A 23,291-nucleotide genomic window follows, 5' to 3' on the forward strand; every position below is an offset into this window, starting at 1 on the left:
CAGTTCGCGCAGCCGCTCGCCGTCGGTGTCCACCACGGTGATGTCGTTTTCCTCGCGGGCCAGGTGCTCGGCCAGCGTACCGCCGACCTGGCCGGCGCCAAGAATGATGATCTTCATTGCTGTCGGGTCCGTGAAACGGCTCTGCGACGCCGATTTGGCGCCGCAGGATCCGTGGCTAGCATAAACCAGCCGAAGGGGATGTAACAGGTGTGTGTACGTTGGCCGTCAGTCGAGGGTGAAGCCGACCTTGACGGTGACCTGCCAATGGCCGACACGGCCATTGTCGATATGCCCACGGGTATCCGTTACCTCGAACCAGCGCATGCCGTGCAGGCTGTGCGATGCCTTTTCCAGCGCGCGGTTGATGGCATCCTCGATGCCCTTCTCCGAAGACCCGGTCAGTTCGATGTGCTTGTAGACATGATCGCTCATATGGGCTCCTTGCTCCTTGGTGGTCGAGAAGGCAGGGCAATATCAGCCCTGCCGCTTCAGTCTGGCATAAAAGAAACCATCGTGATTTTCCGCTTCCGGCAGCAGCTGGCGTCCGGCACCGGCCCGCCGGCCCCAGCTGACCTCCTGGGGCGTAGTCGCGATGGCGTCTTCCGTGCGGGCGAGGAACGCCTCGATCTGTTCGTCGTTCTCCTCGCGCAGCACCGAGCAGGTGGCGTAGACCATCGAGCCCCCCGGACGCAGCAGCGGCCACAGGTTGTCGAGCAGGTTTGCCTGTAGTTCGACCAGCTTGGGGATGTCCGAGGATCGTCGCAGGCGCTTGATGTCCGGGTGACGGCGGATCACGCCACTGCCGGAGCAGGGGGCGTCGAGCAGGATGGCATCGAAGGGCGTGCCGTTCCACCAGCCTCGCTGGGTGGCATCGGCGTGCAGCAGTGTTGCCGAAAGGCCCAGCCGGGCCAGGGCGTCCTCTACCCGGGCGAGGCGCGTGGCGTCGCTGTCCAGCGCCAGTAGATCCACGTCGAAGAGTTCCAGCAGGTGGGCGGCCTTGCCGCCGGGGGCGCAGCAGGCGTCGAGCACCCGACCGCCGGGGCGTGGAGCCAGTACCGGTCCTAGCAGTTCGGCGGCGAGCTGGGCGGCCTCATCCTGTACGCTGACATCGCCTTCGGCGAAGCCGGGCAGTGCCTGAACGTCACAGGGTGTATCCAGTACCAGGCCATCGGGCGAGTGCGTACAGAGCCTGGCCTCGTGGCCGGAATCGATCAGCCGTGCCAGGTAGGCTTCCCGGTCGCCGCGGCGGCGATTGATGCGCAGCGTCATCGGCCCCGGCGCATTGTTGGCGGCGGCGATGGCGCGCCAGTCGTCGGGCCAGGCCTGGCGCAGCGCCTTGAGCAACCAGCGGGGGTGCAGCAGTGCCACCGCCGGGTCCTGGTCGACCTCGGCCTGGAGCGCCTCGGATTCTCGCTGCAGGCGGCGCAGGCAGCCGTTGAGCACCTTGGTTGCCCACTCCTTGCCCAGCAGTCTCGCTGCGCCGGCGGTTTCACCCACGGCGGCATGGGCCGGAATGCGCATGTAGAGCAGTTGGTGGATACCCAGCAGCAGCAGGGCCTGGACATCGGCATCGCGGGCCTTGAAGGGGGTCTTGAGCAGCTGCGTGGCGAGCGCCTCTAGCCGAGGCAGCGTGCGGCAGACGCCAAAGCACATCGCCTTGAACAGGGCGCGGTCCCGGGTGACAACCTGATGATCGTCCAGGTCGGCCAGCGACCCCTTGCCGGTGATGACCGGCACCAGCGCACGGGCGGCACTCACCCGCACCGCCTGGCCGCCGTCCTGAACGGCCTTTCCCGCACGGGTGGAGGGTGTCGATCGATGCATCAGGAGGTCTCCTCGGTGGCTTGCCCCAATAGCAGGCCGGGTGCCAGGGTGCCGCTACGGGCGTTGAGCAGGTCGCGGACCGCCAGCGGCTTGCCGCCGGGCAGTTGGGCGCGTGTCACGGACAGTACCTCGGTGCCCTGGGCGCCACAGGCGATGCGCAGGGCATCGGGGGCGTGCTCGAGCAGGGTGCCGGGGGGGTGTGGCGCTTCGCCATTACGGCGGGCCGATGCCGTCGCCATCAACAGGCGCAGGCGTTCCTTGCCGTGGGCGCACCAGGCTACCGGCCAGGGGTTGAAGGCGCGTATCTTGGCCGCCAGCGTCTTGGCCGGCTGGCGGAAGTTCAGCTCGGCCTCGGCCTTGGAGAGCTTGGCGGCGTAGGTGACCCCGGTTTCGGGCTGGGGCGTGGCGGGCAGGCCAGGGCCTGCCAGGGCATCCAGTGCCTCGACGATGGCCTCGCCGCCCAGGGCGGCCAGGGTGTCATGCAGTTCGCCCCCGGTCGTGGTGTCCGCAATGGGGGTATGCCTGACAAGCAGCATGTCGCCGGTATCGAGCCCGGCATCCATCTGCATGATGGTCACGCCACTTTCGCTGTCACCGGCCTCGATGGCCCGCTGGATGGGAGCGGCACCCCGCCAGCGAGGCAGGAGCGAGGCGTGCACGTTGAGGCATCCCAGCGGCGGGATGTCCAGTACCGCCTGGGGCAGGATCAGACCGTAGGCGACGACCACCATGATGTCCGCCTCGAGCCCGGCCAGCTCGGCCTGGGTCTCCGGCGCCTTCAAACTCTGCGGCTGCAGCACCGGCAGGTCGTGCTCCAGTGCCAATGCCTTGACCGGGCTGGCGGTGAGTTTGCGACCACGACCGGCGGGTCGGTCGGGCTGGGTGTAGACGGCGACCACGGAGTGGCGGCTCTGCAGCAGCGCAGCCAGGCTGGAAGCGGCGAAGTCGGGGGTGCCGGCGAAAACGACACGCAGGGGTGGAGACATGATTTCGAAGCCTTGCCAGTGGGCGATGTTCCCCATCATAACGGAGGCAGGCGGAAACGACGAAGGCCGACGTAATCACGTCGGCCTTCACGATGAAAAATTGCGGGCCTCAGGCACCCTGCATCTGCTTGTGGCGCTTCTGCATCTTCTTCAGCACCCGGTCGCGCTTCAGTGCGGAGAGGTAGTCGACGAACAGCACGCCTTGCAGGTGATCGTATTCGTGCTGGATACAGTGAGCCAGTAAGCCTTCGGCATCGAGCTCGTAAGGATTGCCGTCCCGGTCCAGCGCTTTCAGGTGTACCTTCAGTGCGCGGGGCACCTCGGCGTAATACTCCGGGATCGACAGGCAGCCCTCGGACATGAGGTCGCGCTCATCGCCGATCGGCGTGTATTCGGGGTTGATCAGAACCAGCGGACTGGCACGACTATCGCTGACATCCATCACGATGACGCGGCGGTGAACGTCCACCTGGGTGGCTGCAAGCCCGATACCGCTGGCTTCATACATGGTCTCGAGCATGTCGTCGACCAGCTGGCGCACCTCGTCATCAACCGCTTCGACCGGCGCGGCCTTGGTGCGCAGTCGCTCGTCGGGGAATTCGAGGATAGGTAATTTGGCCATGGCGTTGGAACCACCGTTATGCTGTCATCAGGGATTCCCTTATTCTAGGGGGCTGCGGCTCGGGGTGAAACCGCCCTGTCGCCTATTATTTCGATAAAATCAGACTATAACATGGTGCTCAGGTTCCCTGCGGGATGGCTTCAGGGTTTCCGGGATGGGGTAAGAGCAGGGGAGTTGGGGATGGCGGGATACAATGATAGGGCTGGACGTGGCTGGCTGGCTGGCTATTTCAGGGTCGCCTTGATAAGCAGCGCCTGTGTCGCCATGCTGCTTGGCGCGCCGGCCCAGGCTCAGGGTCTCACCTGGGAGGAGGGGCTGCGCGGCGACGCTCCCGACCGCTATACCGTGGTACGTGGCGACACGCTCTGGGGTATTTCCGGCCGCTTTCTGCAGCACCCCTGGCAGTGGCCGGAGGTGTGGCAGGTCAACCCACAGATCCGCAACCCGCACCTGATCTATCCTGGTGATGTGGTCTACCTCTATGACTGCAACGGACGCCCCTGCCTGGGCCTCGAGCGCGGTCAGGGCACCGTCCGGCTCTCGCCGGAGGTGCGGCGCATTCCTGCCCGCGAAGCCATCGAGCCGATCCCCCTGGAGGTGATACGTCATTTCCTGCGCGACCATCGGGTCGTCGACGACCCGGAGGCACTGGATGAGTTGGCCTATGTGGTCGCCGGCGACGACCGACGCATCATCAGCGGCGCGGGCGATCGAATCTATGCCCGTGGCGAGATCCAGCGCGGCCCCCGGTATGGCATCTACCGCGTCGGCGAGCGCTACAGTGACGCGGTTTCCGGCGAGCTGCTCGGCCTGGAGCTGGAGGGCGTCGGCCAGGCCCAGGTCGTGCGCGCCGAGGAGGATATCGTCGTGCTCGAGGTGCTGTCCGCCTCCCAGGAAGTGCGCAACAACGACATCATCCTGCCGCTGGAGAGCCGCGAGCTGACCAGGGAGTTCGTCCCCCGCGCCCCGGATGGTACGGTCGACGGGCGCATCCTGGCAGCACCCGGTGGCGTTCGCTTCATCGGGCGGCTGCAGGTGGTAGCGCTCGACCGCGGGCGGCGCGACGGCCTGGAAGCCGGTCATGTACTCCAGGTCGAGCAGCAGGGTGAGCGGGTCAACGATCCGCGTAGCGGTGAGGCCCTGCGGCTGCCAGGCACCGAGGCGGGCCTGGTCATGGTCTTTCGCCCCTACGAGAAGATGAGCTATGGCCTGGTGATGCGGGCCTCCCGTACGCTGGAAGTCGGCGACCGGGTGCACAATCCCCGCCATGGGCGGGGGGTGGCGCTGCGGTGAAAGCGGTGTCACCGGGCACGCGGGAGTGGCTGGCGGTCGTGCGCCTGCCAGGCATGGGCGCGTCGCGGCTGGCCGAGCTGATAGCCACGGAGCCGGCCTGGCCCGACGGCTGGCTTGCACGCCTGCCGCGGCAGGCCGCCACGGCGCTTCGGCTGTGGCTCGACCACCCCGCTCGCAGCCCCCTCGATGCCCTGGTCGATGCCGATCTGGCCTGGCTCAATGCCGATCCAGCCCGACACCTGCTATTCCCCGGCCACGTGGCCTGGCCGGCGCTGCTCGATCAGATCGCCGATCCTCCACCGGTACTCTGGGCGCTCGGCGATCTCGACGCACTCTTGCCCCCCGCGTTGGCCATCGTGGGTTCGCGACGACCGACCCGCGAAGGCCTGACCAATGCGGCGGTCTTCGCTCGAGAGCTGGCTGCCCGGGACTGGTGTGTGAACAGCGGCCTGGCGCTGGGCATCGACGGTGCCGCTCAGCACGCCGCCCTGGAGGCCGGTGGGCGCAGCGTGGCAGTGCTGGGTTGCGGCGTCGATGTGATCTACCCGCCCCGCCATTCGGGGCTCTACCACCAGCTGCTCGATCGCGGCGGTCTGGTGCTTTCCGAACACCCGCCGGGTACCCGGGCGCGACCGGGCTTCTTTCCCCGTCGCAACCGCATCGTTACCGGCCTCTCTTTCGGGGTGCTGGTGGTGGAAGCCGCCGAGAAGAGCGGCTCGCTGGTCAGTGCACGGCTTGCCATCGAGCAGAACCGCGACGTCTTCGCGCTGCCCGGCTCGATCCACAATCCCCAGGCACGGGGCTGTCTGCAACTGATTCGCCAGGGTGCGGTGCTGGTGCGTCGGCTGGACGATATCCTAGAGGAGCTGACCCACTGGGCGGCACCCGCCTTCACGGCGCTTTCCTCCACGGCCCCGGCGTCTGCTGCATCAGGCGATGGCGGCGGGGACCCGCTGCTGCGCTGGCTCAGCGACTCCCCGTCGCCACTGGATGCGCTGGTCGCACTGACCGGCTTGACCGTGCCCGACTGCCAGCGGCGCCTGCTGGAACTCGAACTGGAAGGTCGCGTTGCCCAGGCCCCGGGCGGCTGGGTGCGCCTGCCGCGTGGGGTTTAGGAGCCTGTCGGGCTTAACACTGATCTACTGCGAAATCCGGATTTTCGGCCAATTCCATTCGATCTGTTTCGTTAAAGAGCCCCACTATTCGCCTCTACAGATCGATAAACTTGTCTCGAAAACCGTATCTCTCGCTACGATCGGTCAAGCCCGACAGGCTCCTGAGCGTGATAGCATATTGGCCGGCCGATATCCGTGTCTTGCCGGCCGGATGTAGGGAGCCGTAATGTCTGTGTTCGTAACGTCGAGGGTCAACCCGGTATGCCTCAGGTAACGTCTCTTTCCAACGCCGTGGCCGCGCTGCGTGCCGGCGGCGTGATCGCTTATCCCACCGAAGGCGTGTGGGGGTTGGGCTGTGACCCCGACAATGACATGGCCGTGGCGCAGCTGCTGCGGCTCAAGCAGCGCGACCCGGCCAAGGGACTGATCCTGGTCGCCGCCAGCATCAAGCAGTTCACTCCCTGGCTCGAGGGCCTGCCGCTGGAGCTGCATGCACCGCTGGTTTCCACCTGGCCGGGACCCCATACCTGGCTGGTGCCGGACAACGGGCGCACCCATGCACTGGTGCGTGGCGCTCATGACTGCGTGGCCCTGCGGGTCAGCGACCACCCCGGGGTGGTCGCACTGTGTGAGGCCTTCGGCGGCCCCCTGGTATCGACGTCGGCCAATCGTGCCGGTGAGCCCTCGGCACTCAGCGCCGACGAGGTCCGCGAGGCCTTCGGCGACGAACTCGATGCCATTGTCGAGGGCGAGCTGGGCGGACTCGATCGTCCCAGCACCATTCGCGACCTGGTCAGCGGCAGGGTGCTGCGCGCCTGAGGCGTACCTGTTGCAGAGACGTACCTGGCGAAAGGAGGCCCCATGGCCCGTGCCAACCTGGAAGACGTCAAGACCTACCTGCTCGATCTGCAGGAGCGGCTTTGCCAAGCCATGGCCGCGGTGGATGGCGAGACGCACTTCCATGAAGACAGCTGGCAGCGTGCAGCCGGGGGCGGTGGCCGCTCCCGGGTGCTCGAGCATGGCCAGATCTTCGAGAAGGGCGGCGTCAACTTCTCCCATGTCTTTGGAGACCTGCTGCCCCCCTCGGCGACCGCCGCCCGCCCCGAGCTGGCCGGGCGCGGCTTTGAGGCCGTCGGCGTCTCCTGGGTGATGCATCCCGAGAACCCGCACGTTCCGACCAGCCATGGCAACGTGCGGTTCTTCATCGCCGAGAAGGCGGGCGAGGCACCGGTCTGGTGGTTCGGCGGCGGCTTCGACCTGACACCTTTCTACCCGGTGCACGAGGATGTGTTGCACTGGCATCGGGTGGCACGGGACGCCTGCGCCCCTTTTGGGGAGGACGTCTACCCACGCTTCAAGGCGTGGTGTGACGACTATTTCTATCTCAAGCACCGCGAGGAAACCCGCGGTGTCGGCGGGCTCTTCTTCGACGATTTCAACGAGTGGGGCTTCGACCGCAGCTTTGCCTTCCAGCGGGCCGTCGGCGATGCCTTCCTCGACGCCTACCTGCCCATCGTGCGCCGGCGCAGCGAGATGCCCTGGAGCGAGCGCGAACGCGATTTCCAGCTTTACCGCCGCGGCCGCTACGTGGAGTTCAACCTGGTGTGGGACCGTGGCACCCTGTTCGGGCTGCAGAGCGGCGGACGCACCGAGTCGATCCTGATGTCGATGCCGCCCCTCGCCCGCTGGGAATACGACTGGCAGCCCGAACCCGGCAGCGCCGAGGAGCGCCTCTATCGAGATTATTTGCGCCCCCGCGACTGGCTGGGGGAAAGCGCTGAATGAGCATCTGCGCGACCAAATCGCTGCGTTACGCGGTGCTGGTGCGCCAGCCCGGTCGATCCTCACCTATAACCCATAGGCTCCGGTTGCTGCGCTCCGGGCGCCTTGCGCTTCATGTCGCTCGTTGGCTATTCAGGCGCTTCCCGTGTTTGAGGAGATCCCATGACAGACCGCTACTGCGTCTTCGGCAATCCCATTTCGCATTCGAAGTCACCGATGATTCATGCGGCCTTTGCCGAGCAGACCGGTGAGGATATCGACTACACCGCCATCGAGGCGCCGCTGGACGACTTCGCCGGCGCCTGGCGCCGCTTCACGGCCGCGGGGGGGCGGGGCGCCAATGTCACCGTGCCGTTCAAGGAGCAGGCGTTCTCGCTTTGCGACACGCTGAGCGAACGGGCCCGGCGTGCCGGGGCCGTCAATACGCTGCTGCTGGGGGCAGATGGTCGCTCCCACGGCGATACCACCGATGGGGTCGGCCTGGTCCGCGATCTGGAGCATCATGGGGTGAGCCTGGCCGGCGCCCGCATCCTGGTGCTGGGAGCCGGTGGGGCTGTGCGCGGGGTGCTGGAGCCGCTGCTGGCGGCGGGACCCGCGAGCCTGCTGGTGGCAAATCGTACCGCGGCCAAGGCCGAGGCCCTGGCGGTCGACTTTGCCGACCTTGGCGAGATCCGCGGCGGTGGCTTCGATGTCGTCTCTGGGCCCTTCGACGTGGTGATCAACGGGACCAGCGCCAGCCTCGGCGGGGAGCTGCCGCCGCTGCCCGACGACCTTTTCGGAACCGGCGCCACCGCCTACGACATGATGTATGGTGCCGAGCCCACGGTGTTTCTGAGCTGGGCAGCCAAGCGCGGTGCCTGCACCGTCGACGGCCTGGGTATGCTGGTGGAGCAGGCCGCCGAGTCGTTCTTCCAGTGGCGCGGGAAGCGTCCGCTGACAGAGCCGGTACGGGAAAGCCTGCGGCGGACGTTGTAGCACCAAGCAAGGGTTTAAGCCGTGGGTTCATACCTTCAACGCCCCATGAGGGGGCGGCAATCGGGCGGTATATGTTAGCCAACGCAACGAGGCGGCGCGATAACCCGGCGCCGCCTCGTCGTTGGCGTTGAGCGTTGCCCTCAGCGCCGCTTGACGTAGAGCCCGGCCATACAGATGACCAGACCCACCACGGAGAGCAGCATGCCGCCGTTGACCAACCAGGGCTCACGCTCCACCCAGGGCACGAAGGGCTGGGACGTATCACGGCAGACGCCGTCCAGATAGTCCCAGTGGCCACCCTGCATCAGGGTGCATTCGCGTACGTCGCTGAGCTCCCAGAAGTAGAGGCCCATCAGGGACAGCGGCGGGACGATCAACAGCAGTAATCCGATTCTCAGCATTCGCTTTCCAGAAGTGGTTTAGGGACGGGGGCAGTTGGGCGTTCGCCCCGCCTGCCGAGCCTGCTCGTAGCGCGCCATGGCGTTGCCCATCTCCGCCTGCAGGCCCTGCATGCGCTGGCCATGGCTGGGGTGGGTGGACATCCACTCCGGCGGGCGGGCGCCGCCCTGGGCGCTCATGTTCTCCCACAGTGCGACGCTGGCGCGCGGATCGAAGCCGGCATCGGCCATCAGGCGCAGGCCGATAACGTCGGCCTCGCTCTCGTGACGACGCGAGAAGGGCAGCATAATGCCGTACTGGGCGCCGAGGCCCAGTGCCCCCATCAGTTGATCTCCTCCCGGGCCCTGCAGGCCGGCGGCGGAGCCCAGTACCGACAGAGCAACCTGAGTCGAGGTCTGGGTCGAAACCCGCTCGTTGGCGTGACGTGCCAGCACGTGGCCGATCTCGTGGCCGATCACCGAGGCGAGCTGATCCTGGGTCTCGGCGATCGCGAGCAGGCCCGTGTTGACCCCCATGTAACCGCCGGGCAGAGCAAAAGCGTTGGCCTGCTCCGATTCGAAGACGCGGATCTGCCAGTCCTGGTTGCGCTCCCGCTCCGGCAGCACGTCGACGATGGCACTGGCCACGCATTGGGCGTAGCGCTGCTGGGCCTGGCCAGCCGCCGGGAGGTCCTGCTGATACTGCGCGAAGGCCTCCTGGCCCATCTGGTTGAGCTGCGCATCCGACATCAGCGTAAGCTGCTGGCGACCGGTAGGTGAAGTGGTACAGGCGGTAATGGTCATGGCCAGCGTGGCCACGGCAACACAGCGAATCCAGCGCATCGTTCTATACCTCTTCGGTTCAGATCCCTTGAGACCCTGGACGGGGATGACGGTTAGCCACAAGATACCCCGAACCGTCATAAGGTCAACCATGAACCGTGGAAGTCCCAAGGAGATGCCGATGGATGCCGAGCTGAGCAGACGCCTGTCCCGCCTGCTGGATCATGTGGAGCACTGGTTGCCCCCGGTACCCGAGGAGGTCGACTGGGAGCGTGATGTGGCCGCCCTGTGGCAGCGCCACGCCCTGGGCGGTCGGCTGCTGCCGGTACCGCCCCGCGACGCCCTGGCGCTGGACGACCTGCTGGGCATCGAACGCCAGAAGCTGGCACTGATCGACAATACCCGCGCCTTCCTGCAGAAGCTGCCGGCCAATCACGCCCTGCTGTGGGGCTCCCGGGGCAGCGGCAAGTCGTCACTGATCCGTGCCCTGCTCAACAGCCTGGCGCCAGAGGGGCTGCGACTGGTCCAGGTCGATCGCCACGATCTGTCCGGGTTGCCGACCCTGGTAGAGCAGCTGAGGCACCAGCCCCAGCGCTTCGTGGTCTACTGTGACGATCTCTCCTTCGAGGGCCACGATGATGCCTACAAGGCACTCAAGAGTGTGCTCGACGGTGCTTTGACCGGGCCGCCGGAGAACGTGCTGCTCTATGCCACCTCCAACCGCCGCCACCTGCTGCCTGAATCGCTGTCGGACAATGAGGCGTCGCAGCTGGTGGGTGACGAGCTGCACCATGGCGATGCCGTGGAGGAGAAGATCTCGCTATCGGACCGTTTCGGCCTGTGGCTGGGCTTCTATCCCTTCAACCAGGACACCTACCTGGAGGCGTGCTGCCACTGGGTCACCCAGTTGGGTAGCGTCCGTGACTGGGGGGCAGAGGCCCGCGCCGAGGCAATCCGCTTCGCCACTCTGCGCGGCGGCAGAAGTGGCCGCGGGGCCTGGCAGTTCGCCAGCCACTGGGTTGGCCGCCGTCGCCTGCACGGGAAGTAGCCGCCAGACGCGCCGAGGCAGAGGGACGCCGGGGACAGGCCAGGAGGGGGTCCTACGCCATGGATGGCGTCGGTAGCGCCCAGGGAGGGGTTCACAGCGCCCCCGAACTGGCCTGTCGACGGGATCGCCCGGGTTTCGTCAGCGTTTACCTGCGAGGAATCAGTCTGCCGTCCTCTCCCACGCCCAGGCGGATGGTGGGGGTGAGCAGGCCTGCGGGCAGGGTCATGCCCAGGCCGCGTAGGTCGCCGGGGGTGATGGCCAGCTCGCTGCCGGCGGGCAGTTCGCCCTGGCTTGCCAGCTGGCTGGCCAGTTCCACCATGGGGGCCAGTCGCTCGCGGCCGCCGTCGAGCAGGTCGAAGGCCACCGGCAGGCGCAAGTTGGCATCCTCACCCGAAGTCAGGGTCACGTCCTGCTCGTAGTTGCCGCTGACCGGCTCGACGCCAGGCATGTCAAGCGTCCAGCGAAAGCCGGACATCTCCACCGCCGGCATCCCGGTGGGCAGCCCCAGGCCCATGGCCAGGGTTGCCTGCACCGGCAGGCTGCCGGCACCGAGGCTCGACAACGCCAGTGACATGATATCGCTGGTGTCGAGGCGGGCATCCACGGCGTAGGGGCCGATGCGCACCTCTTCCACTCCCAGGGAGGTGACAGCCAGGCGGAAGGCGAACAGGCCGGTCTGGGGGATGGCCAGGCAGCCGGTCAGCAGCCCCGCCAGGCACAGCGGCGCCAGCAGGCGCCAGCGTCGCTGGGAAAATTTCGGCAGTAAGCGGGTCAGGATCATGCAAGGGACTCCCTGCCCGGAAGGGCAGCAGCGGTGGATAAACGGGCGTATTTCAGGTTCGGCGGAGCTAGGTGTCAAGAAAAATTCCGCAACGGCGCGGTAACCGATAGGAACAGGGCTCAACCGGAAAGGAAAATGACACGACAGGAAGCGGCACCGCAGGCCCGAGAGCCGACGGCACCTGACAAAAGAAGCGGGTTCAGCGACGGCTCTTGCGAGCCTCCTTGGTGCGGCCCAGCTCGCGCTTCTTGGCTTTCTCGCGATCGCTGGCGTCGGCCATGGGGTCGAAGGGATTGTTGCCGGAGCGGAATTCGAAGCGAATCGGCGTGCCGCGAACCTTGAGCACCTTGCGGAAGGTGTTGATCAGGTAGCGCTTGTAGGCTTCGGGAAGCGCCTCGGTCTGGTTGCCGTGCACCACGATGATGGGCGGATTGCTGCCACCCTGATGCGCCATGCGTAGCTTGATGCGGCGGCCGTGCACCAGGGGGGGCGGATGCTGGCTGACCGCATCCTGCAGCAGCGTGGTGAGACGGTTGGTCGACCAGTGGCTGTTGGCGGAAGCGAAGGCGCGCTCGATGGAAGGATAGAGGTCGCCCACCGCCGTGCCGTGCAGGGCCGAAATGAAGTGCAGCTCGGCGTAGTCGGCGAAGCCCAGGCGGCGCTTGATCTCGGCGCGCATCTTCTCCTTGGCTTCGCTTTCCAGCCCGTCCCACTTGTTGACCGCCAGCACCAGGGCGCGCCCCGTGGTCAGCACATAGTCGAGCAGATGCAGGTCCTGCTCCACCAGGCCACTGCTGCCGTCCAGCACCATGACGGCAACATGGCACTCCTTGATCGCTTCCAGGGTCTTGATGATCGAGAACTTTTCGAAGGACTCGCGGACGTTCTTGCGTCGCCGCACCCCGGCGGTATCGATCAGCACATAGGGCTTGCCGCGGCGTTCGAAGGGAATCTCGATGGCGTCCCGAGTGGTCCCGGCTTCGTCGAAGACCACGACCCGTTCCTCGCCGAGCAGCCGATTGACCAGGGTCGACTTGCCCACGTTGGGGCGGCCGATCACGCCGATGCGGATCCCCTTGGTGCCGGTATCGGCGGGAATGCTCTCGTCGCGCTCGGGGAAGGGCTCGAGTACCGTCTCGATCAGGGTGGTGACGTTGCGACCGTGGGCCGCGGCGATGGCAAAGGGATCGCCCAGGCCCAGTGCCCAGAAGTCGGCCATGGCCGAGTGTTCTTCAAGGCCGTCGGTCTTGTTGACCACCAACCAGGTCTTCTTCTGGTTGACCCGCAGGTGGTTGGCGATGGCCTCGTCCGCCACGTTGAGGCCGGCCCGGGCATCGACCATGAACAGCACGATGTCGGCCTCGTCGATGGCCGCCAGCGACTGTTCTGCCATGGCGGCGTCGATGCCTTCCTCGTCGCCGCTGATGCCCCCGGTGTCGATCACCGTATAGCTCTTGTTGCCAAGCAGCCCGTTACCGTACTTGCGGTCACGGGTGAGGCCCGGGAAGTCAGCCACCAGAGCGTCCCGCGAGCGGGTCAGGCGGTTGAACAGGGTCGACTTGCCCACATTGGGCCGGCCGACCAGGGCAATCACAGGCGTCATCGGCGAATGTCCAGGGCTTCCAGGCGACCGTTGTTGGTCAGCACATAGATGCGCCGCGCGTCGGTGACAGGCCGTACGCTGATGCCCGATCTGTCGATGCGGGTCCGGGCGCTGAAGCGGCCGGTCTGGGTATCGACCAGGTGCAGGTAGCCCTCGAAGTCGCCCACCACCAGGTTGCCGCCGGCGAAGGCGGGGGCGGTAAGCCAGCGGCCTTCGAGGTCGCGGTTGCGCCACACTTCATCGCCGCTTCGCGCATCCAGGGCGATCAGGTGACTGGCTTCGTTGACGGTGAAGAGACGATCACCGACCAGGACCGGTGTCAGGTGGCTGGAGTGTTCACGCTCCCACAGGATCTCGCCGGTGTTGGCCTGCAGGGCCACCAGGCGGCCGTTGTAACTGGTCACGAACAGGCGCCCATCCGGCGTCAGCACCGGTTGGCCACCCAGATCGACCATGCGATCGATCTCGCTGCGGCCCTGAGGCACGGCAATGCGCCGTTCCCACAGGGGCTGACCACTGCGATTGTCCAGGGTGACCAGGCGACCATTGGCGAAACCGGCGAAGGTCACCGGATCGATCACCGAGGGCGTGCCGGTACCGCGCAGGGTAAGGGCGGGTTCGGTGGTGCTGTGTGACCAGCGCTCCTGGCCGTTGCTGCGGTCCAGGGCGGTGACGCTGCCGTCGACGCTCTGGACTACCAGCAGCTGTTGGGTAGGCTGGGGGGCGGCCAATACTTCACTGGGCACCCGTGAGCGCCACAGCACGTCGCCATCGGACTGACTGAGCGCCAGCACTTCACCATTTCGCGTGCCCAGGTAGATCTCCCCGGCCACGGCGGTCAGGGCGCTGGAAACGCCGATCTCGAGGTCCTTCTGCCACAGTCGGCTGCCGCTGTCAGCGTCGAATGCCATCACCCGACCGCGTTCGTCGGCGGCATAAAGGGTGCCATCATCCAGCGACGGGGCGATGGGGTACTCGGCCCGCCCCAGACCCTGTCCGACCCGCTGTCGCCAGTCGCTGTCGAGCTGAGCGGTGGCGTCGAAGCGAGATAGCTCCTTGGGCGAGTAGCGGGGCTCCGGCTTGCTGGCGCAACCGGCCAGCAGGCCGACGGTGAGCGTGGCGACAATGGCCAGGGATGCCTTGTGCCGCATGACAGAAATCATAGTATCGCCTCTTCAACGCCAAGGTCTTCCAGCTTGAGCTGGACACCGTAGATCGGTTGGTCACGCTGTTCGGCGTGGGCAAGTGCTTCACGCCAGGCCTCGCGCGCCTGGTCCTGGCGGCCCAGCGCGAGCTGGGCGTCGCCGCGGATATCGGCTCGCTGGGCAGCAAGTGCCTCCGGGATGCCACTGTCGAGGGTCTCGAGCGCCGCTTCGGCATCGCCCTGGGCCACCTGCAGGCGTGCCAGGCGCAGCCGCGCCAGGCCCTGGAGGTAGTCGCGTCCGCTGTTCTCGATCACCGCCCGCAAGGCGGCCTGTGCGGCATCGTAGTCGTCCTGGGCTACCGCCAGGCGAGCGTCGATCAGCCGCGCCATGTCGGCATAGAGCGTGCGGCCGTGGTTGTCGACGATCTCGTCGGCCAGCGCGCGGGCCTGGGCGAGGTTTTCGTCGTCCTGCCCTTCCGCGTCGGCCAGGTTGACCAGCTGCTGGTAGCGCAGCGAGGCCGCCTCGGCCTGGTTTTCCTGGTAGTTCTGCCAGGCGTTCCAGCCGAATATGCCGGCGGCGGCGAGGGCCACACCGGCGATCAGCGCGGTGCCGTTCTCCTTCCACCATCGCTTGATGGCATCCAGCTGCTCTTCTTCGGTTCTCAGCTCCGCCACGGGCGGTCTCCTCTACGGCATGTCTGGTTCGGTGTCAGGCGGTCGTGTTATCCGACAGCGTTGCCTGACAACAAGGTAGCGAGGTCGGTGCCCAGCGAGCTCCTGCTCAGGCTCTGCTGATCGCGCGCTTCGCGCAGGAACTTCAGGCTGACCCGATCATTGGCCAGTTCATCCTCGCCCAGCAGCAGGGCGAAGCGGGCGCCGCTCTTGTCGGCCTTCTTGATGCGACTCTTGAAGCTGCCGCCCCCGCAGTGCAGCTGCAGCCGCAGGCCGGGCAGCGCCGTGCGCAGCTGCTCGGCCAGCAGCATGGCGCTTCCGGTGGCGTCATCATCCATGGGCAGCAGGTAGACGTCCAGCTCCTCCAGGGCACTGGCCGGCACCAACTCCAGGGTCTGCAGCAGCAGGATCAGCCGCTCGATGCCCATGGCGAAGCCCACCGCAGGAGTCGGCTTGCCGCCGAGCTCCTCCACCAGGCCGTCATAGCGGCCACCGGCACAGACGGTGCCCTGGCTGCCCAGCGCCGTGGTGGTCCATTCGAAGACAGTGCGGCAGTAGTAGTCCAGGCCACGCACCAGGCGCGGATTGATCACGTAGTCGATGCCGGCCGCCTCGAGCAGGGCCGTGAGTTGCTCGAAGTGCTGGCGGGAAGCGTCGTCCAGGTGGTCCATGAGCCTGGGCGCATCAGCCAGCATCGGCGCCATGTCCGGATTCTTCGAATCCAGGATGCGTAGCGGGTTGCTGGCAAGCCGGCGCTGGGAGTCCTCGTCGAGCACATCGCGATGCGCTTCGAAATAGGCCACCAGCTTGTCGCGATAGGCGGCTCGGGCCTCGTTGGAGCCAAGCGAGTTGAGCTCCAGGGTGACATGCTCGAGCAGGCCCAGCTCCTTCCACAGCCGTGCCGAGAGCAGGATCACCTCGGCGTCGATGTCGGGCCCGTCCAGGCCGAAGGCTTCCAGGCCGACCTGATGGAACTGCCGATAACGTCCCTTCTGCGGACGCTCGTGGCGAAACATCGGGCCCTGGTACCACAGCCGCTGGGTCTGGTTGTGCAGCAGCCCGTTCTCCATGGCGGCGCGCACGCAGCTTGCCGTGCCCTCGGGACGCAGGGTCAGGCTGTCGCCGTTGCGATCCTCGAAGGTGTACATCTCCTTCTCGACGATGTCGGTGACCTCGCCGATGGAGCGGGCGAACAGCGCGGTCTGCTCGACGATGGGGGTGCGAATCTCGGCGTAGCCGTAGCGCCGCATCAGCGACTGCACCTTGCCCTCGAAGTACTGCCACAGCGACGACTGCTCCGGCAGCAGGTCGTTCATGCCACGAATGGCCTGGATCTTTTTCTTGCTCAAGACGTTCTTGCTCAACACTGGCTCCTTGGTTTTCGCCCGGCTCACTGGCCGCGGACGATCACATCCTGTTCGGCCTGCTCTTTCTCGCGTACCCGTTCGCGAATCAAGCGTTCTAGGTCATCGACCAGATTGTCGTTGCGCAGCTTGGAGGCTGGCTTGCCGTCGATGTAGACGAGGTTGGCGGGCGAGCCACCGGTGAGGCCGACATCGACCTCCTTGGCCTCGCCCGGGCCGTTGACCACGCAGCCGATCACGGAGACGTTGAGAGGTGTCATGATGTCCTCGAGCCGTTCCTCGAGGGCGTTCATGGTGCCGATGACATCGAAATTCTGGCGCGAACAGCTGGGGCAGGCGATGAAGTTGATGCCCTTGGCGCGCAGGCGCAGGCTCTTGAGCATGTCGAAGCCGACCTTGATCTCCTCGACCGGGTCGGCGGCGAGCGAAACACGAATCGTGTCGCCGATACCGTCCATCAGCAGCATGCCCAGGCCAATGGATGACTTCACCGTACCGGAGCGCAGCCCCCCCGCCTCGGTGATGCCCAGGTGCAGCGGCTGCTCGATCTGGGTGGCAAGCTGGCGGTAGGCGGCCACCGCCATGAACACGTCCGAGGCCTTGACGCTGACCTTGTATTCCTGGAAATCGAGGCGGTCGAGGTGGTCGATATGGCGCATGGCCGACTCCACCAGGGCTGCCGGTGTCGGCTCGCCATATTTCTTCTGCAGATCCTTCTCCAGCGAACCGGCATTGACGCCGATGCGGATCGGGATGCCATTGTCCCTGGCGGCGCTGACCACGGCGCGAACCCGCTCTTCCTTGCCGATGTTGCCGGGGTTGATACGCAGGCAGTCGACGCCGAGCTCGGCGACGCGCAGGGCGATCTTGTAGTCGAAATGGATATCGGCCACCAGCGGCACTTCGACCTCGCGCTTGATGCGGCCGAAGGTCTCGGCGGCCTCCATGGTCGGCACCGAAACCCTCACGATGTCGGCCCCGGCGGCTTCCAGTTGGCGTATCTGGGCCACGGTGGCGGCTACGTCCAGGGTGTCGGTGTTGGTCATGCTCTGCACGGAGATGGGGGCGTCTCCCCCTACCGCAACCTTGCCGACATGGATCTGGCGGGACTTGCGTCGAATGATGGGCGATTGAGCGTGCATGGTGACGGAATCATTCTCCCAGAGTGAAGCGGGCGACGTTGTTGGCGCCGGCGCGGGCAGCGAGATCGACCGGTTCGCCGCGCCATATCAGCTCGACGCCGGTGGCATTGCCGATGGTCATGCGGAAAGGCGGATCGCCTTCCACGCTGGCGGTGGTGCCGGCTTCCTGGAGGCCGACGAAGATGCGCTGGTTGTTGGCATCGAAGATCTCGGTCCAGGACTGTTCGTTGAAGGTCAACTGCAGTTCCCGCACGTCACCGGCGGTCGGGGCCTCGGTGGTCTCGGGCTCCTCCTCGGTGACGATGTCGGGGGTCTCGACTTCATCTTCGGTCACCGGCTCGAGGTCTGCGGCAATCGGTTCGTCGGTCTCGCCGGCCCCGGCAAGCCGCTCGGCCCCGTCCGGTTCGACCTGCGGAGAGGGGGCGGCGGGGGCCTGGGTGCCGATCGGGTCGACGCCTTCCTCGGGCAATGGTGGCAGGGACTCCTCGACCTCGGCGCGCGGCTCCTCTTCCACCACGGTAGTGGTGCCATCGAGGTTGTCCACCGAGACGGGGTTGCTGTCGTCGAAGTCAAACAGCTCGTTTCCCCCCCGGCTCTGCCACCACACCAGGGTCAGGCCGATCAGCCCGGCAATGACCAGCAGGGTCACCAGCTTGAACAGCCAGGCGCCGATACGGGAGGGGGGGCGGGAGACGTTCACCGGGGTGACCCGCTGTTCCATTTCCTGACTGCTGAAGCGACTGGCATAGGATTCGAGGACAGGCCCATCGTCCATGCCCAGCAGGCGGGCATAGGCGCGCAGGTAGCCGCGACGGTAGGCGGCGACCGGGATCTGGTCGTAGTTGTCCTCTTCCAGTCCGCTGACGACGGCTGGCCGCAGGTTGAGCGCAGTAGCGACTTCTTCCCGGGAGAGACCCTGGGTCTCTCGCTCGCGGCGCAGCAGTTCGCCGGGCGAGGCCTGGGACCCGAAGTCGACCGTATCGATATTGTGAGTGTCGCTCATGGCTGAGCATCCTTCGTCATGAATCGTTGATCAAGGGGCGTCACTTAGGGTGTCCGGGTCAGGGGTGACGGCCGTGTTCCCGCTACGGGCCACGGCGATTTCGTTGGCCAGCGCCTGGGCGTTCGGTGTCATGCCCGCCAGCCGGATAAAGGCATCCAGCTGCTGGTGGGCACGCTCCGGATTCCCCAGCGTCAGCTCCAGTTCTGCCAGCGCGAAGTAACTTCTCGGACTGCGCGGCTCGAGGCTCTGGGCGCGCTCGAGGCTGCTGCGGGCTTTGGTCAGGTCTCCCATCTCCCAATGGCACTGCCCCAAGTTGGCAAACAGCTGGGCACGGTTGGCGTACTCGGTATCGCGGGAGGCCAGCTCGAGCTGCTCGCAGGCTTCGGCGATGCGGCCCTTGTCATAGAGAAAGGCGGCGTAGTTGTTGCGCGCACGGCTGTAATCGGGGTCGGCCTTCAGAGCTTGCTGGAAGGTCTCGTTGGCCAGTTCGTCCTCGCCCTGCCGCTGGTAGACAATGGCCATGGCCTGAAGTGCCTGAGGATTTCGCGCATCGCTCTCCAGGGCGCGATTGAGTGCCGCAATGGCGCGCGGTAGGTTGTTCTGCTCCAGGTAGGCCATGCCCAGCTCGGTAAACGCCTCGGCGGGGGTGCTGCCGTCGCCCCGCTCGGCCTGGCTGGCACAGCCGGACAGCCACAGCGACCCGGCGAGCAACGCTATCAGCGAAAGCGGCCTGAGTCGTGAAGGCAGGGAGGGGCAGCGCGTCATGGCATCCTCATGCAAAGAGCTCGTCGGCAGTGGTGGTGGGTAAAAAAAGCCTGTCCATCAAAGCGCCGTGACGTGTTGAAGTCAAGGCGCCCGCCTGCTTCAGTCGGCGTCGATCTGTATCGAGCGGATATAGCGTTCATGCCGTTTGGTACGATCCTTCACCCGACCCACCAGTTGGCCACAGGCGGCATCGATGTCGTCGCCGCGTGTGCTGCGAACCGGGGCCGTGTAGCCCAGTTCGTAGAGCCACTGCTGAAATCGCATGGTCTGGTTGCGTGACGGCGTCTCGTAGCCCGAGTGGGGGAAGGGGTTGAAGGGAATCAGGTTGATCTTGCACGGCAGTTCGCGCAGCAGTTCGGCGAGCTGTACGGCATGCTCCTGCTGATCGTTGACGTCCTTGATCAGGGTATATTCGATGGTCACCATCCGCCTGTCGTCGCACTTGGCGAGATAGCGCTGACAGGCGTCCAGCAGGGCACGAATGTTGTACTTGCGGTTCAGCGGAACCAGCTCGCTGCGCAGCTCGTCGGTGGCGGCATGCAGCGAAATGGCCAGGCTCACATCGAGCTCGTCGCCTAGCTTGTCGAGCATCGGCACCACCCCGGAGGTGGAGAGAGTGACGCGACGCTTGGAGAGGCCGTAGCCGTTGTCGTCCAGCATCAGCTTCATGGCCGGTACGACGTTGTCGTAGTTCATCAACGGCTCGCCCATGCCCATCATCACCACGTTGGTGACCGGACGGTTGGCGGTGTCGCGGCGCGGTCCGAAGCTGTTGCTCGCCACCCAGACCTGGCCGATGATCTCGGCGCTGGAGAGGTTGCGTTGAAAGCCCTGCTTTCCGGTGGAGCAGAAGCTGCAGTCCAGTGAGCAGCCGACCTGGGAGGAGACGCACAAGGTGCGCCGCTTGCCGTTCTCTGCCGGAATCAGCACGGTCTCCACATAGGTGCCGTCCTCCACTTCCAGCACCCACTTGCGGGTGCCGTCGCTGGAGGTGCCCTCATAGACCACCGCGGGCCCACGAATCTCGGCCACCTCGGCCAGGCGCGTGCGCAGCGCCTTGGACAGGTTGGTCATGGCTGCGAAATCGTCGCAGCCTTCGTGGTGAATCCATTTCATCACCTGGGCGGCACGAAACTTCTTCTCGCCGATGGAGAGGAAGAACGCTTCCATCTCTTCACGAGTCATGCCGAGCAGATTGGTGCGTTGGGGAGCGGTGGCGGTCATGGCATCACGGACATCGGAGGGACAGGGGCGGGGGCGAAAAGCCCCCGCGGAGGCAAGCCTGGCGTGTGGCTCAGCGCGGGCAGATTTCGTCGGCGCTGAAGAAATACGCCACTTCCCGCTCGGCGGAGGCCGGAGAGTCGGAGCCATGCACGGCATTGGCATCGATGGTCTCGGCGAAGTCGGCGCGGATGGTGCCCGGCGCGGCTTCCTTGGGGTTGGTGGCACCCATCAGGTCACGGTTCTTGGCGATGGCATCGTCGCCTTCCAGCACCTGCACGACGACAGGGCCCGAAGTCATGAAGCCGACCAGGTCCTTGTAGAAGGGACGCTCCTTGTGCTCGGCGTAGAAACCACCGGCCTTCTCCTCGGAAAGGTGCAGCATTTTTGCGGCCACGACCTTGAGGCCGGCCTTCTCGAAGCGTGCGATGATCTCGCCGATGGCGTTCTTGGCGACGGCGTCGGGTTTGATGATGGAAAGAGTGCGTTCGGTAGCCATGTGGCCTGTCTCCGTTGGTAGTACGTATGGGGATAGCGCCACGCTGCGCCGGTCTCGAAGAGAAGCCGGCACGGCGCGGCGCTACGAAAAGGGTGCGTTCGGCGTCGCACGCCGGGGCGGCGCGACGATTCAGCGCATAAACAGTGGGCGCAGAGTATAACGCTCCCGGCGGGCGTTGAACAATCGTAGGGCCTTCAGGGGAGGAACAATCGCCCCGGCTGCCAGGGTCGAGGCTTGGCGAGTCGCCTCAAACCGTGAAGCTTTCCCCGCAGCCGCACTGGTCCTTGACGTTGGGATTGTTGAAACGGAAGAAGCGGTTGAGCCCCTCCGAGACATAGTCGACCTCGCTGCCGTCGAGCATCTCGAGCGCGTCGGGGGCAACGAAGACGGTCACGCCATGATCCTCGAAGGCGATGTCGTCATTGGCCGCTTCGTCGGCAAAGTCGAGGACATAGCTATAGCCCGAGCAGCCGCTGGGCTTGACCGAGACCCGCAGGCCCAGGCCCTGGCCGCGCTCCTCGAGCACCCGTTGGATCTGCTCGGCGGCGGCGGTGGTGATCGAAAGATGCGACATCATCATTCTCCTGCTTGTGTGGGTGGGCATGGCCGCCTAGCGGCGCAGGCCCGGAAGAGCATGTTGCAGGGCGTCCAGTGCCCTGTCGATATCGGCTTCGGTGGTGAATCGGCCGAAACTGAAGCGAAGCGATGCCAGTGCCAAGGGGCGCGGCACGCCGATACCCTTCAATACATAGGATGGCTCAACGCTCGCTGAATTGCAGGCCGAACCGGTCGAAAGCGCGATATTACGCAGCGCCATCAGCAGCGACTCGCCGTCGACACCTTCGAAGGCGAGGTTGAGAATATTGGGAACCGCGACGTCGACAGCCGTATTGCGGTGAATGCCATCAAGGTCCGACAGGCCGTCGAGCAAACGGTTCCGCAACGCCAGGATGCGAGCCTGGTCGGCTTCGCCTTCCTGTGCGGCCAGGGCGAAGGCCTCCCCCATGCCGGCGATCTGGTGAGTCGGCAGGGTGCCGGAGCGCATGCCGCGCTCGTGTCCGCCGCCGTGAATCAGTGGCGCCAGGCGGATATCCGGGCTGCGCTTGACGTAGAGAACCCCGATGCCCTTGGGGCCGTAGACCTTGTGCCCGGAGAGCGACATGAGGTCGATGCCGAGAGCGGCGACATCGAGCGGTATGCGCCCCACCGCCTGGGCGGCATCGACATGGAACAGGGCGCCACCGGCATGCGCCACTTCCGCCAGCGCCGCCAGATCATGGATGCAGCCCAGCTCGTTGTTGACCGCCATCAGCGAGACCAGGACGGTATCGGCACGCATGGCGTCGCGCAGCTGGTCGGGGGTGACGCGCCCGTCTTTCCCCGGGGTCAGCCAGGTCACCTCGAACCCTTCGGCTTCCAGCGCCCGGGCGGTGTCCACCACCGCCTTGTGCTCGATGATCGAGGTGACAAGATGGCCGCCCCGACTGCGGTTGGCCCGCATGTAGCCGATCAGCGCGAGGTTGTCGGCTTCGGTGGCGCCGCTGGTCCAGACGATCTCGCGCGGGTCGGCGCCGATCAGGTCGGCGACCTGGCGGCGGGCACTCTCCACGGCCTGTTCCGCCTGCCAGCCGAGCATATGGCTGCGCGAGGCGGGGTTGGCGAAGATGCCGTCCTGGGTGAGATGGCGCTGCATCACGTCGGCGACACGGGGGTCGACCGGGGTCGTGGCGGCATAATCGAGGTAGACGAGGTCGCTCATGGGCTCGCGGGAGTCTCCATACGGGGTCTGGTGAGGCGTCCGTTGGCGATCAGGGCGCAGAGGTCAGGATGGTGTTGGCATCCTGGCGGCCGCGCTGACGCTTGGCGATTCGGCGAACGTCGCCGTTCTCGACCAGCTGTCCGAGGGTGATGCCGTCGAGAAAGCCACGGATCTGCTCGGAAAGGTCACACCACAGGTGGTGGGTCAGGCAGGTATCGCCCTGCTGGCAGTCGGACAGACCCTGGCAGCGAGTGGCATCCACCGATTCGTCGACGGCATCGATCACCTTCGACACCGATATCTCCTCGGCCGGCAGCGCCAACAGGTAGCCGCCACCGGGGCCGCGGACGCTCTTGACCAGGGCAGCGCGGCGCAGGCGTGCGAAGAGCTGCTCCAGATAGGGCAGCGAGATCTCCTGGCGGCGCGAGATGTCGGCCAGGGAGGTCGGGCCCTTGTCGCTGTTCAGGGCCAGGTCAAGCATGGCGGTGACGGCGTAGCGCCCCTTGGTTGTCAAACGCATGCTGGGCTCGTCG

Annotated in this window: 26 protein-coding genes; 6 read left to right on the plus strand and 20 right to left on the minus strand. The window is 66.0% G+C overall.

Annotated features, from left to right (window positions below; genetic code table 11):
* The 5 genes from DU505_RS17890 to def form a co-directional block, all read right to left on the minus strand.
* Positions 1-117, minus strand: a 117-nt coding sequence (locus DU505_RS17890; protein ID WP_147273095.1) for an NAD-binding protein, incomplete at its 3' end; no start/stop codon positions are given.
* A 108-nt stretch (positions 118-225) separates the two neighbouring features.
* On the minus strand, positions 226-432 hold the full coding sequence (locus DU505_RS17895; protein WP_114480355.1) for a dodecin: 207 nt from the start codon (positions 430-432) through the stop codon (positions 226-228).
* 42 nt (positions 433-474) lie between these two features.
* Positions 475-1,824: a 16S rRNA (cytosine(967)-C(5))-methyltransferase RsmB gene (rsmB, locus tag DU505_RS17900; protein ID WP_114480356.1), complete on the minus strand. Its 1,350-nt coding sequence runs from the start codon at positions 1,822-1,824 to the stop codon at positions 475-477.
* On the minus strand, positions 1,824-2,810 hold the full coding sequence (gene fmt, locus DU505_RS17905) for a methionyl-tRNA formyltransferase (RefSeq protein WP_114480433.1): 987 nt from the start codon (positions 2,808-2,810) through the stop codon (positions 1,824-1,826). Before fmt ends, rsmB begins: the two co-directional genes overlap by 1 nt.
* 109 nt (positions 2,811-2,919) lie before the next feature.
* Positions 2,920-3,432 carry a peptide deformylase gene (gene def, locus DU505_RS17910; protein WP_114480357.1) on the minus strand — a complete coding sequence of 171 codons (513 nt, stop codon included), beginning with the start codon at positions 3,430-3,432 and terminating at the stop codon, positions 2,920-2,922.
* A gap of 264 nt (positions 3,433-3,696) precedes the next feature.
* On the opposite strand from def, the gene DU505_RS17915 reads away from it, so the two are divergent.
* The 5 genes from DU505_RS17915 (at position 3,697) to aroE (ending at position 8,597) form a co-directional block, all read left to right on the plus strand.
* A complete protein-coding gene (locus tag DU505_RS17915; RefSeq protein WP_245948062.1) occupies positions 3,697-4,725 on the plus strand; it encodes a LysM peptidoglycan-binding domain-containing protein in 1,029 nt (342 codons plus the stop codon).
* Positions 4,726-4,778: 53 nt separating this feature from the next.
* Complete coding sequence (gene dprA, locus DU505_RS17920; protein ID WP_114480359.1) at positions 4,779-5,840, plus strand: DNA-processing protein DprA; 1,062 nt, start codon at positions 4,779-4,781, stop codon at positions 5,838-5,840.
* Between the two features lie 261 nt (positions 5,841-6,101).
* On the plus strand, positions 6,102-6,659 hold the full coding sequence (gene tsaC, locus DU505_RS17925; protein ID WP_114480360.1) for an L-threonylcarbamoyladenylate synthase type 1 TsaC: 558 nt from the start codon (positions 6,102-6,104) through the stop codon (positions 6,657-6,659).
* Positions 6,660-6,701: 42 nt separating this feature from the next.
* Positions 6,702-7,625, plus strand: coding sequence for an oxygen-dependent coproporphyrinogen oxidase (gene hemF / locus DU505_RS17930; RefSeq protein ID WP_114480361.1), 924 nt, complete (start codon positions 6,702-6,704; stop codon positions 7,623-7,625).
* A 159-nt stretch (positions 7,626-7,784) separates the two neighbouring features.
* The gene (aroE, locus tag DU505_RS17935; protein ID WP_114480362.1) at positions 7,785-8,597 is read left to right on the plus strand and encodes a shikimate dehydrogenase; all 813 of its coding nucleotides are present in this window, start codon (positions 7,785-7,787) and stop codon (positions 8,595-8,597) included.
* A 140-nt stretch (positions 8,598-8,737) separates the two neighbouring features.
* Here aroE and DU505_RS17940 read toward each other — a convergent pair whose 3' ends face one another.
* On the minus strand, positions 8,738-8,998 hold the full coding sequence (locus tag DU505_RS17940; RefSeq protein WP_114480363.1) for a hypothetical protein: 261 nt from the start codon (positions 8,996-8,998) through the stop codon (positions 8,738-8,740).
* An 18-nt stretch (positions 8,999-9,016) separates the two neighbouring features.
* Entirely contained in the window at positions 9,017-9,817 is an 801-nt protein-coding gene (locus DU505_RS17945) for a M48 family metallopeptidase (protein ID WP_114480364.1), read from the minus strand.
* Positions 9,818-9,938: 121 nt separating this feature from the next.
* Between DU505_RS17945 and DU505_RS17950 the strand changes: the two genes are divergently transcribed.
* Positions 9,939-10,805 carry an ATP-binding protein gene (locus DU505_RS17950; RefSeq protein WP_114480365.1) on the plus strand — a complete coding sequence of 289 codons (867 nt, stop codon included), beginning with the start codon at positions 9,939-9,941 and terminating at the stop codon, positions 10,803-10,805.
* 145 nt (positions 10,806-10,950) lie between these two features.
* Here the strand turns inward: DU505_RS17950 and DU505_RS17955 are convergent, their stop codons facing one another.
* The 13 genes from DU505_RS17955 to iscR all read right to left on the minus strand — a co-directional run bounded on the left by DU505_RS17955 (position 10,951) and on the right by iscR (position 23,278).
* Positions 10,951-11,586, minus strand: a complete 636-nt coding sequence (locus DU505_RS17955; RefSeq protein ID WP_114480366.1) for a hypothetical protein — start codon at positions 11,584-11,586, stop codon at positions 10,951-10,953.
* Between the two features lie 199 nt (positions 11,587-11,785).
* Positions 11,786-13,189 carry a ribosome biogenesis GTPase Der gene (gene der / locus DU505_RS17960; protein ID WP_114480367.1) on the minus strand — a complete coding sequence of 468 codons (1,404 nt, stop codon included), beginning with the start codon at positions 13,187-13,189 and terminating at the stop codon, positions 11,786-11,788.
* Positions 13,186-14,352 carry an outer membrane protein assembly factor BamB gene (bamB, locus tag DU505_RS17965; protein WP_114480368.1) on the minus strand — a complete coding sequence of 389 codons (1,167 nt, stop codon included), beginning with the start codon at positions 14,350-14,352 and terminating at the stop codon, positions 13,186-13,188. Before bamB ends, der begins: the two co-directional genes overlap by 4 nt.
* The gene (locus tag DU505_RS17970; protein ID WP_114480369.1) at positions 14,349-15,008 is read right to left on the minus strand and encodes a YfgM family protein; all 660 of its coding nucleotides are present in this window, start codon (positions 15,006-15,008) and stop codon (positions 14,349-14,351) included. Before DU505_RS17970 ends, bamB begins: the two co-directional genes overlap by 4 nt.
* A gap of 47 nt (positions 15,009-15,055) precedes the next feature.
* Positions 15,056-16,369, minus strand: coding sequence for a histidine--tRNA ligase (gene hisS, locus DU505_RS17975; RefSeq protein ID WP_114480370.1), 1,314 nt, complete (start codon positions 16,367-16,369; stop codon positions 15,056-15,058).
* Between the two features lie 26 nt (positions 16,370-16,395).
* A complete protein-coding gene (gene ispG, locus DU505_RS17980) occupies positions 16,396-17,511 on the minus strand; it encodes a flavodoxin-dependent (E)-4-hydroxy-3-methylbut-2-enyl-diphosphate synthase (protein WP_114480371.1) in 1,116 nt (371 codons plus the stop codon).
* Between the two features lie 10 nt (positions 17,512-17,521).
* Positions 17,522-18,514, minus strand: coding sequence for a RodZ domain-containing protein (locus DU505_RS17985; protein ID WP_114480372.1), 993 nt, complete (start codon positions 18,512-18,514; stop codon positions 17,522-17,524).
* Between the two features lie 30 nt (positions 18,515-18,544).
* Entirely contained in the window at positions 18,545-19,279 is a 735-nt protein-coding gene (pilW, locus tag DU505_RS17990; RefSeq protein ID WP_114480373.1) for a type IV pilus biogenesis/stability protein PilW, read from the minus strand.
* Positions 19,280-19,378: 99 nt separating this feature from the next.
* Positions 19,379-20,503, minus strand: coding sequence for a dual-specificity RNA methyltransferase RlmN (gene rlmN, locus DU505_RS17995; protein ID WP_114480374.1), 1,125 nt, complete (start codon positions 20,501-20,503; stop codon positions 19,379-19,381).
* Between the two features lie 70 nt (positions 20,504-20,573).
* Complete coding sequence (ndk, locus tag DU505_RS18000) at positions 20,574-20,999, minus strand: nucleoside-diphosphate kinase (RefSeq protein WP_114480375.1); 426 nt, start codon at positions 20,997-20,999, stop codon at positions 20,574-20,576.
* Positions 21,000-21,246: 247 nt separating this feature from the next.
* On the minus strand, positions 21,247-21,573 hold the full coding sequence (locus tag DU505_RS18005; protein ID WP_114480376.1) for a HesB/IscA family protein: 327 nt from the start codon (positions 21,571-21,573) through the stop codon (positions 21,247-21,249).
* A 36-nt stretch (positions 21,574-21,609) separates the two neighbouring features.
* Positions 21,610-22,758 (minus strand): aminotransferase class V-fold PLP-dependent enzyme, encoded by a 1,149-nt coding sequence (locus DU505_RS18010; RefSeq protein ID WP_114480377.1) that lies wholly within the window; start codon positions 22,756-22,758, stop codon positions 21,610-21,612.
* Positions 22,759-22,807: 49 nt separating this feature from the next.
* Positions 22,808-23,278, minus strand: coding sequence for a Fe-S cluster assembly transcriptional regulator IscR (iscR, locus tag DU505_RS18015; RefSeq protein WP_114480378.1), 471 nt, complete (start codon positions 23,276-23,278; stop codon positions 22,808-22,810).
* Positions 23,279-23,291 lie beyond the last annotated feature (13 nt).

Source organism: Billgrantia montanilacus, assembly GCF_003336675.1.
In the GTDB taxonomy this organism is placed as follows: Bacteria; Pseudomonadota; Gammaproteobacteria; order Pseudomonadales; family Halomonadaceae; genus Halomonas; species Halomonas montanilacus.

Coding starts and splice junctions, on each gene's coding strand:
- DU505_RS17955 (WP_114480366.1), bottom strand. CDS start 11,586: ATGATCCTGACCCGCTTACTGCCGAAATTTTCCCAGCGACGCTGGCGC.
- dprA (WP_114480359.1), top strand. CDS start 4,779: ATGGGCGCGTCGCGGCTGGCCGAGCTGATAGCCACGGAGCCGGCCTGG.
- DU505_RS17895 (WP_114480355.1), bottom strand. CDS start 432: ATGAGCGATCATGTCTACAAGCACATCGAACTGACCGGGTCTTCGGAG.
- DU505_RS17985 (WP_114480372.1), bottom strand. CDS start 18,514: ATGAGCGACACTCACAATATCGATACGGTCGACTTCGGGTCCCAGGCC.
- DU505_RS17915 (WP_245948062.1), top strand. CDS start 3,697: ATGCTGCTTGGCGCGCCGGCCCAGGCTCAGGGTCTCACCTGGGAGGAG.
- der (WP_114480367.1), bottom strand. CDS start 13,189: ATGACGCCTGTGATTGCCCTGGTCGGCCGGCCCAATGTGGGCAAGTCG.
- DU505_RS17950 (WP_114480365.1), top strand. CDS start 9,939: ATGGATGCCGAGCTGAGCAGACGCCTGTCCCGCCTGCTGGATCATGTG.
- rsmB (WP_114480356.1), bottom strand. CDS start 1,824: ATGCATCGATCGACACCCTCCACCCGTGCGGGAAAGGCCGTTCAGGAC.
- DU505_RS17945 (WP_114480364.1), bottom strand. CDS start 9,817: ATGCGCTGGATTCGCTGTGTTGCCGTGGCCACGCTGGCCATGACCATT.
- bamB (WP_114480368.1), bottom strand. CDS start 14,352: ATGATTTCTGTCATGCGGCACAAGGCATCCCTGGCCATTGTCGCCACG.
- tsaC (WP_114480360.1), top strand. CDS start 6,102: ATGCCTCAGGTAACGTCTCTTTCCAACGCCGTGGCCGCGCTGCGTGCC.
- pilW (WP_114480373.1), bottom strand. CDS start 19,279: ATGACGCGCTGCCCCTCCCTGCCTTCACGACTCAGGCCGCTTTCGCTG.
- ndk (WP_114480375.1), bottom strand. CDS start 20,999: ATGGCTACCGAACGCACTCTTTCCATCATCAAACCCGACGCCGTCGCC.
- aroE (WP_114480362.1), top strand. CDS start 7,785: ATGACAGACCGCTACTGCGTCTTCGGCAATCCCATTTCGCATTCGAAG.
- hemF (WP_114480361.1), top strand. CDS start 6,702: ATGGCCCGTGCCAACCTGGAAGACGTCAAGACCTACCTGCTCGATCTG.
- DU505_RS17940 (WP_114480363.1), bottom strand. CDS start 8,998: ATGCTGAGAATCGGATTACTGCTGTTGATCGTCCCGCCGCTGTCCCTG.
- def (WP_114480357.1), bottom strand. CDS start 3,432: ATGGCCAAATTACCTATCCTCGAATTCCCCGACGAGCGACTGCGCACC.
- DU505_RS18010 (WP_114480377.1), bottom strand. CDS start 22,758: ATGAGCGACCTCGTCTACCTCGATTATGCCGCCACGACCCCGGTCGAC.
- iscR (WP_114480378.1), bottom strand. CDS start 23,278: ATGCGTTTGACAACCAAGGGGCGCTACGCCGTCACCGCCATGCTTGAC.
- ispG (WP_114480371.1), bottom strand. CDS start 17,511: ATGCACGCTCAATCGCCCATCATTCGACGCAAGTCCCGCCAGATCCAT.
- DU505_RS18005 (WP_114480376.1), bottom strand. CDS start 21,573: ATGTCGCATCTTTCGATCACCACCGCCGCCGCCGAGCAGATCCAACGG.
- fmt (WP_114480433.1), bottom strand. CDS start 2,810: ATGTCTCCACCCCTGCGTGTCGTTTTCGCCGGCACCCCCGACTTCGCC.
- rlmN (WP_114480374.1), bottom strand. CDS start 20,503: ATGACCGCCACCGCTCCCCAACGCACCAATCTGCTCGGCATGACTCGT.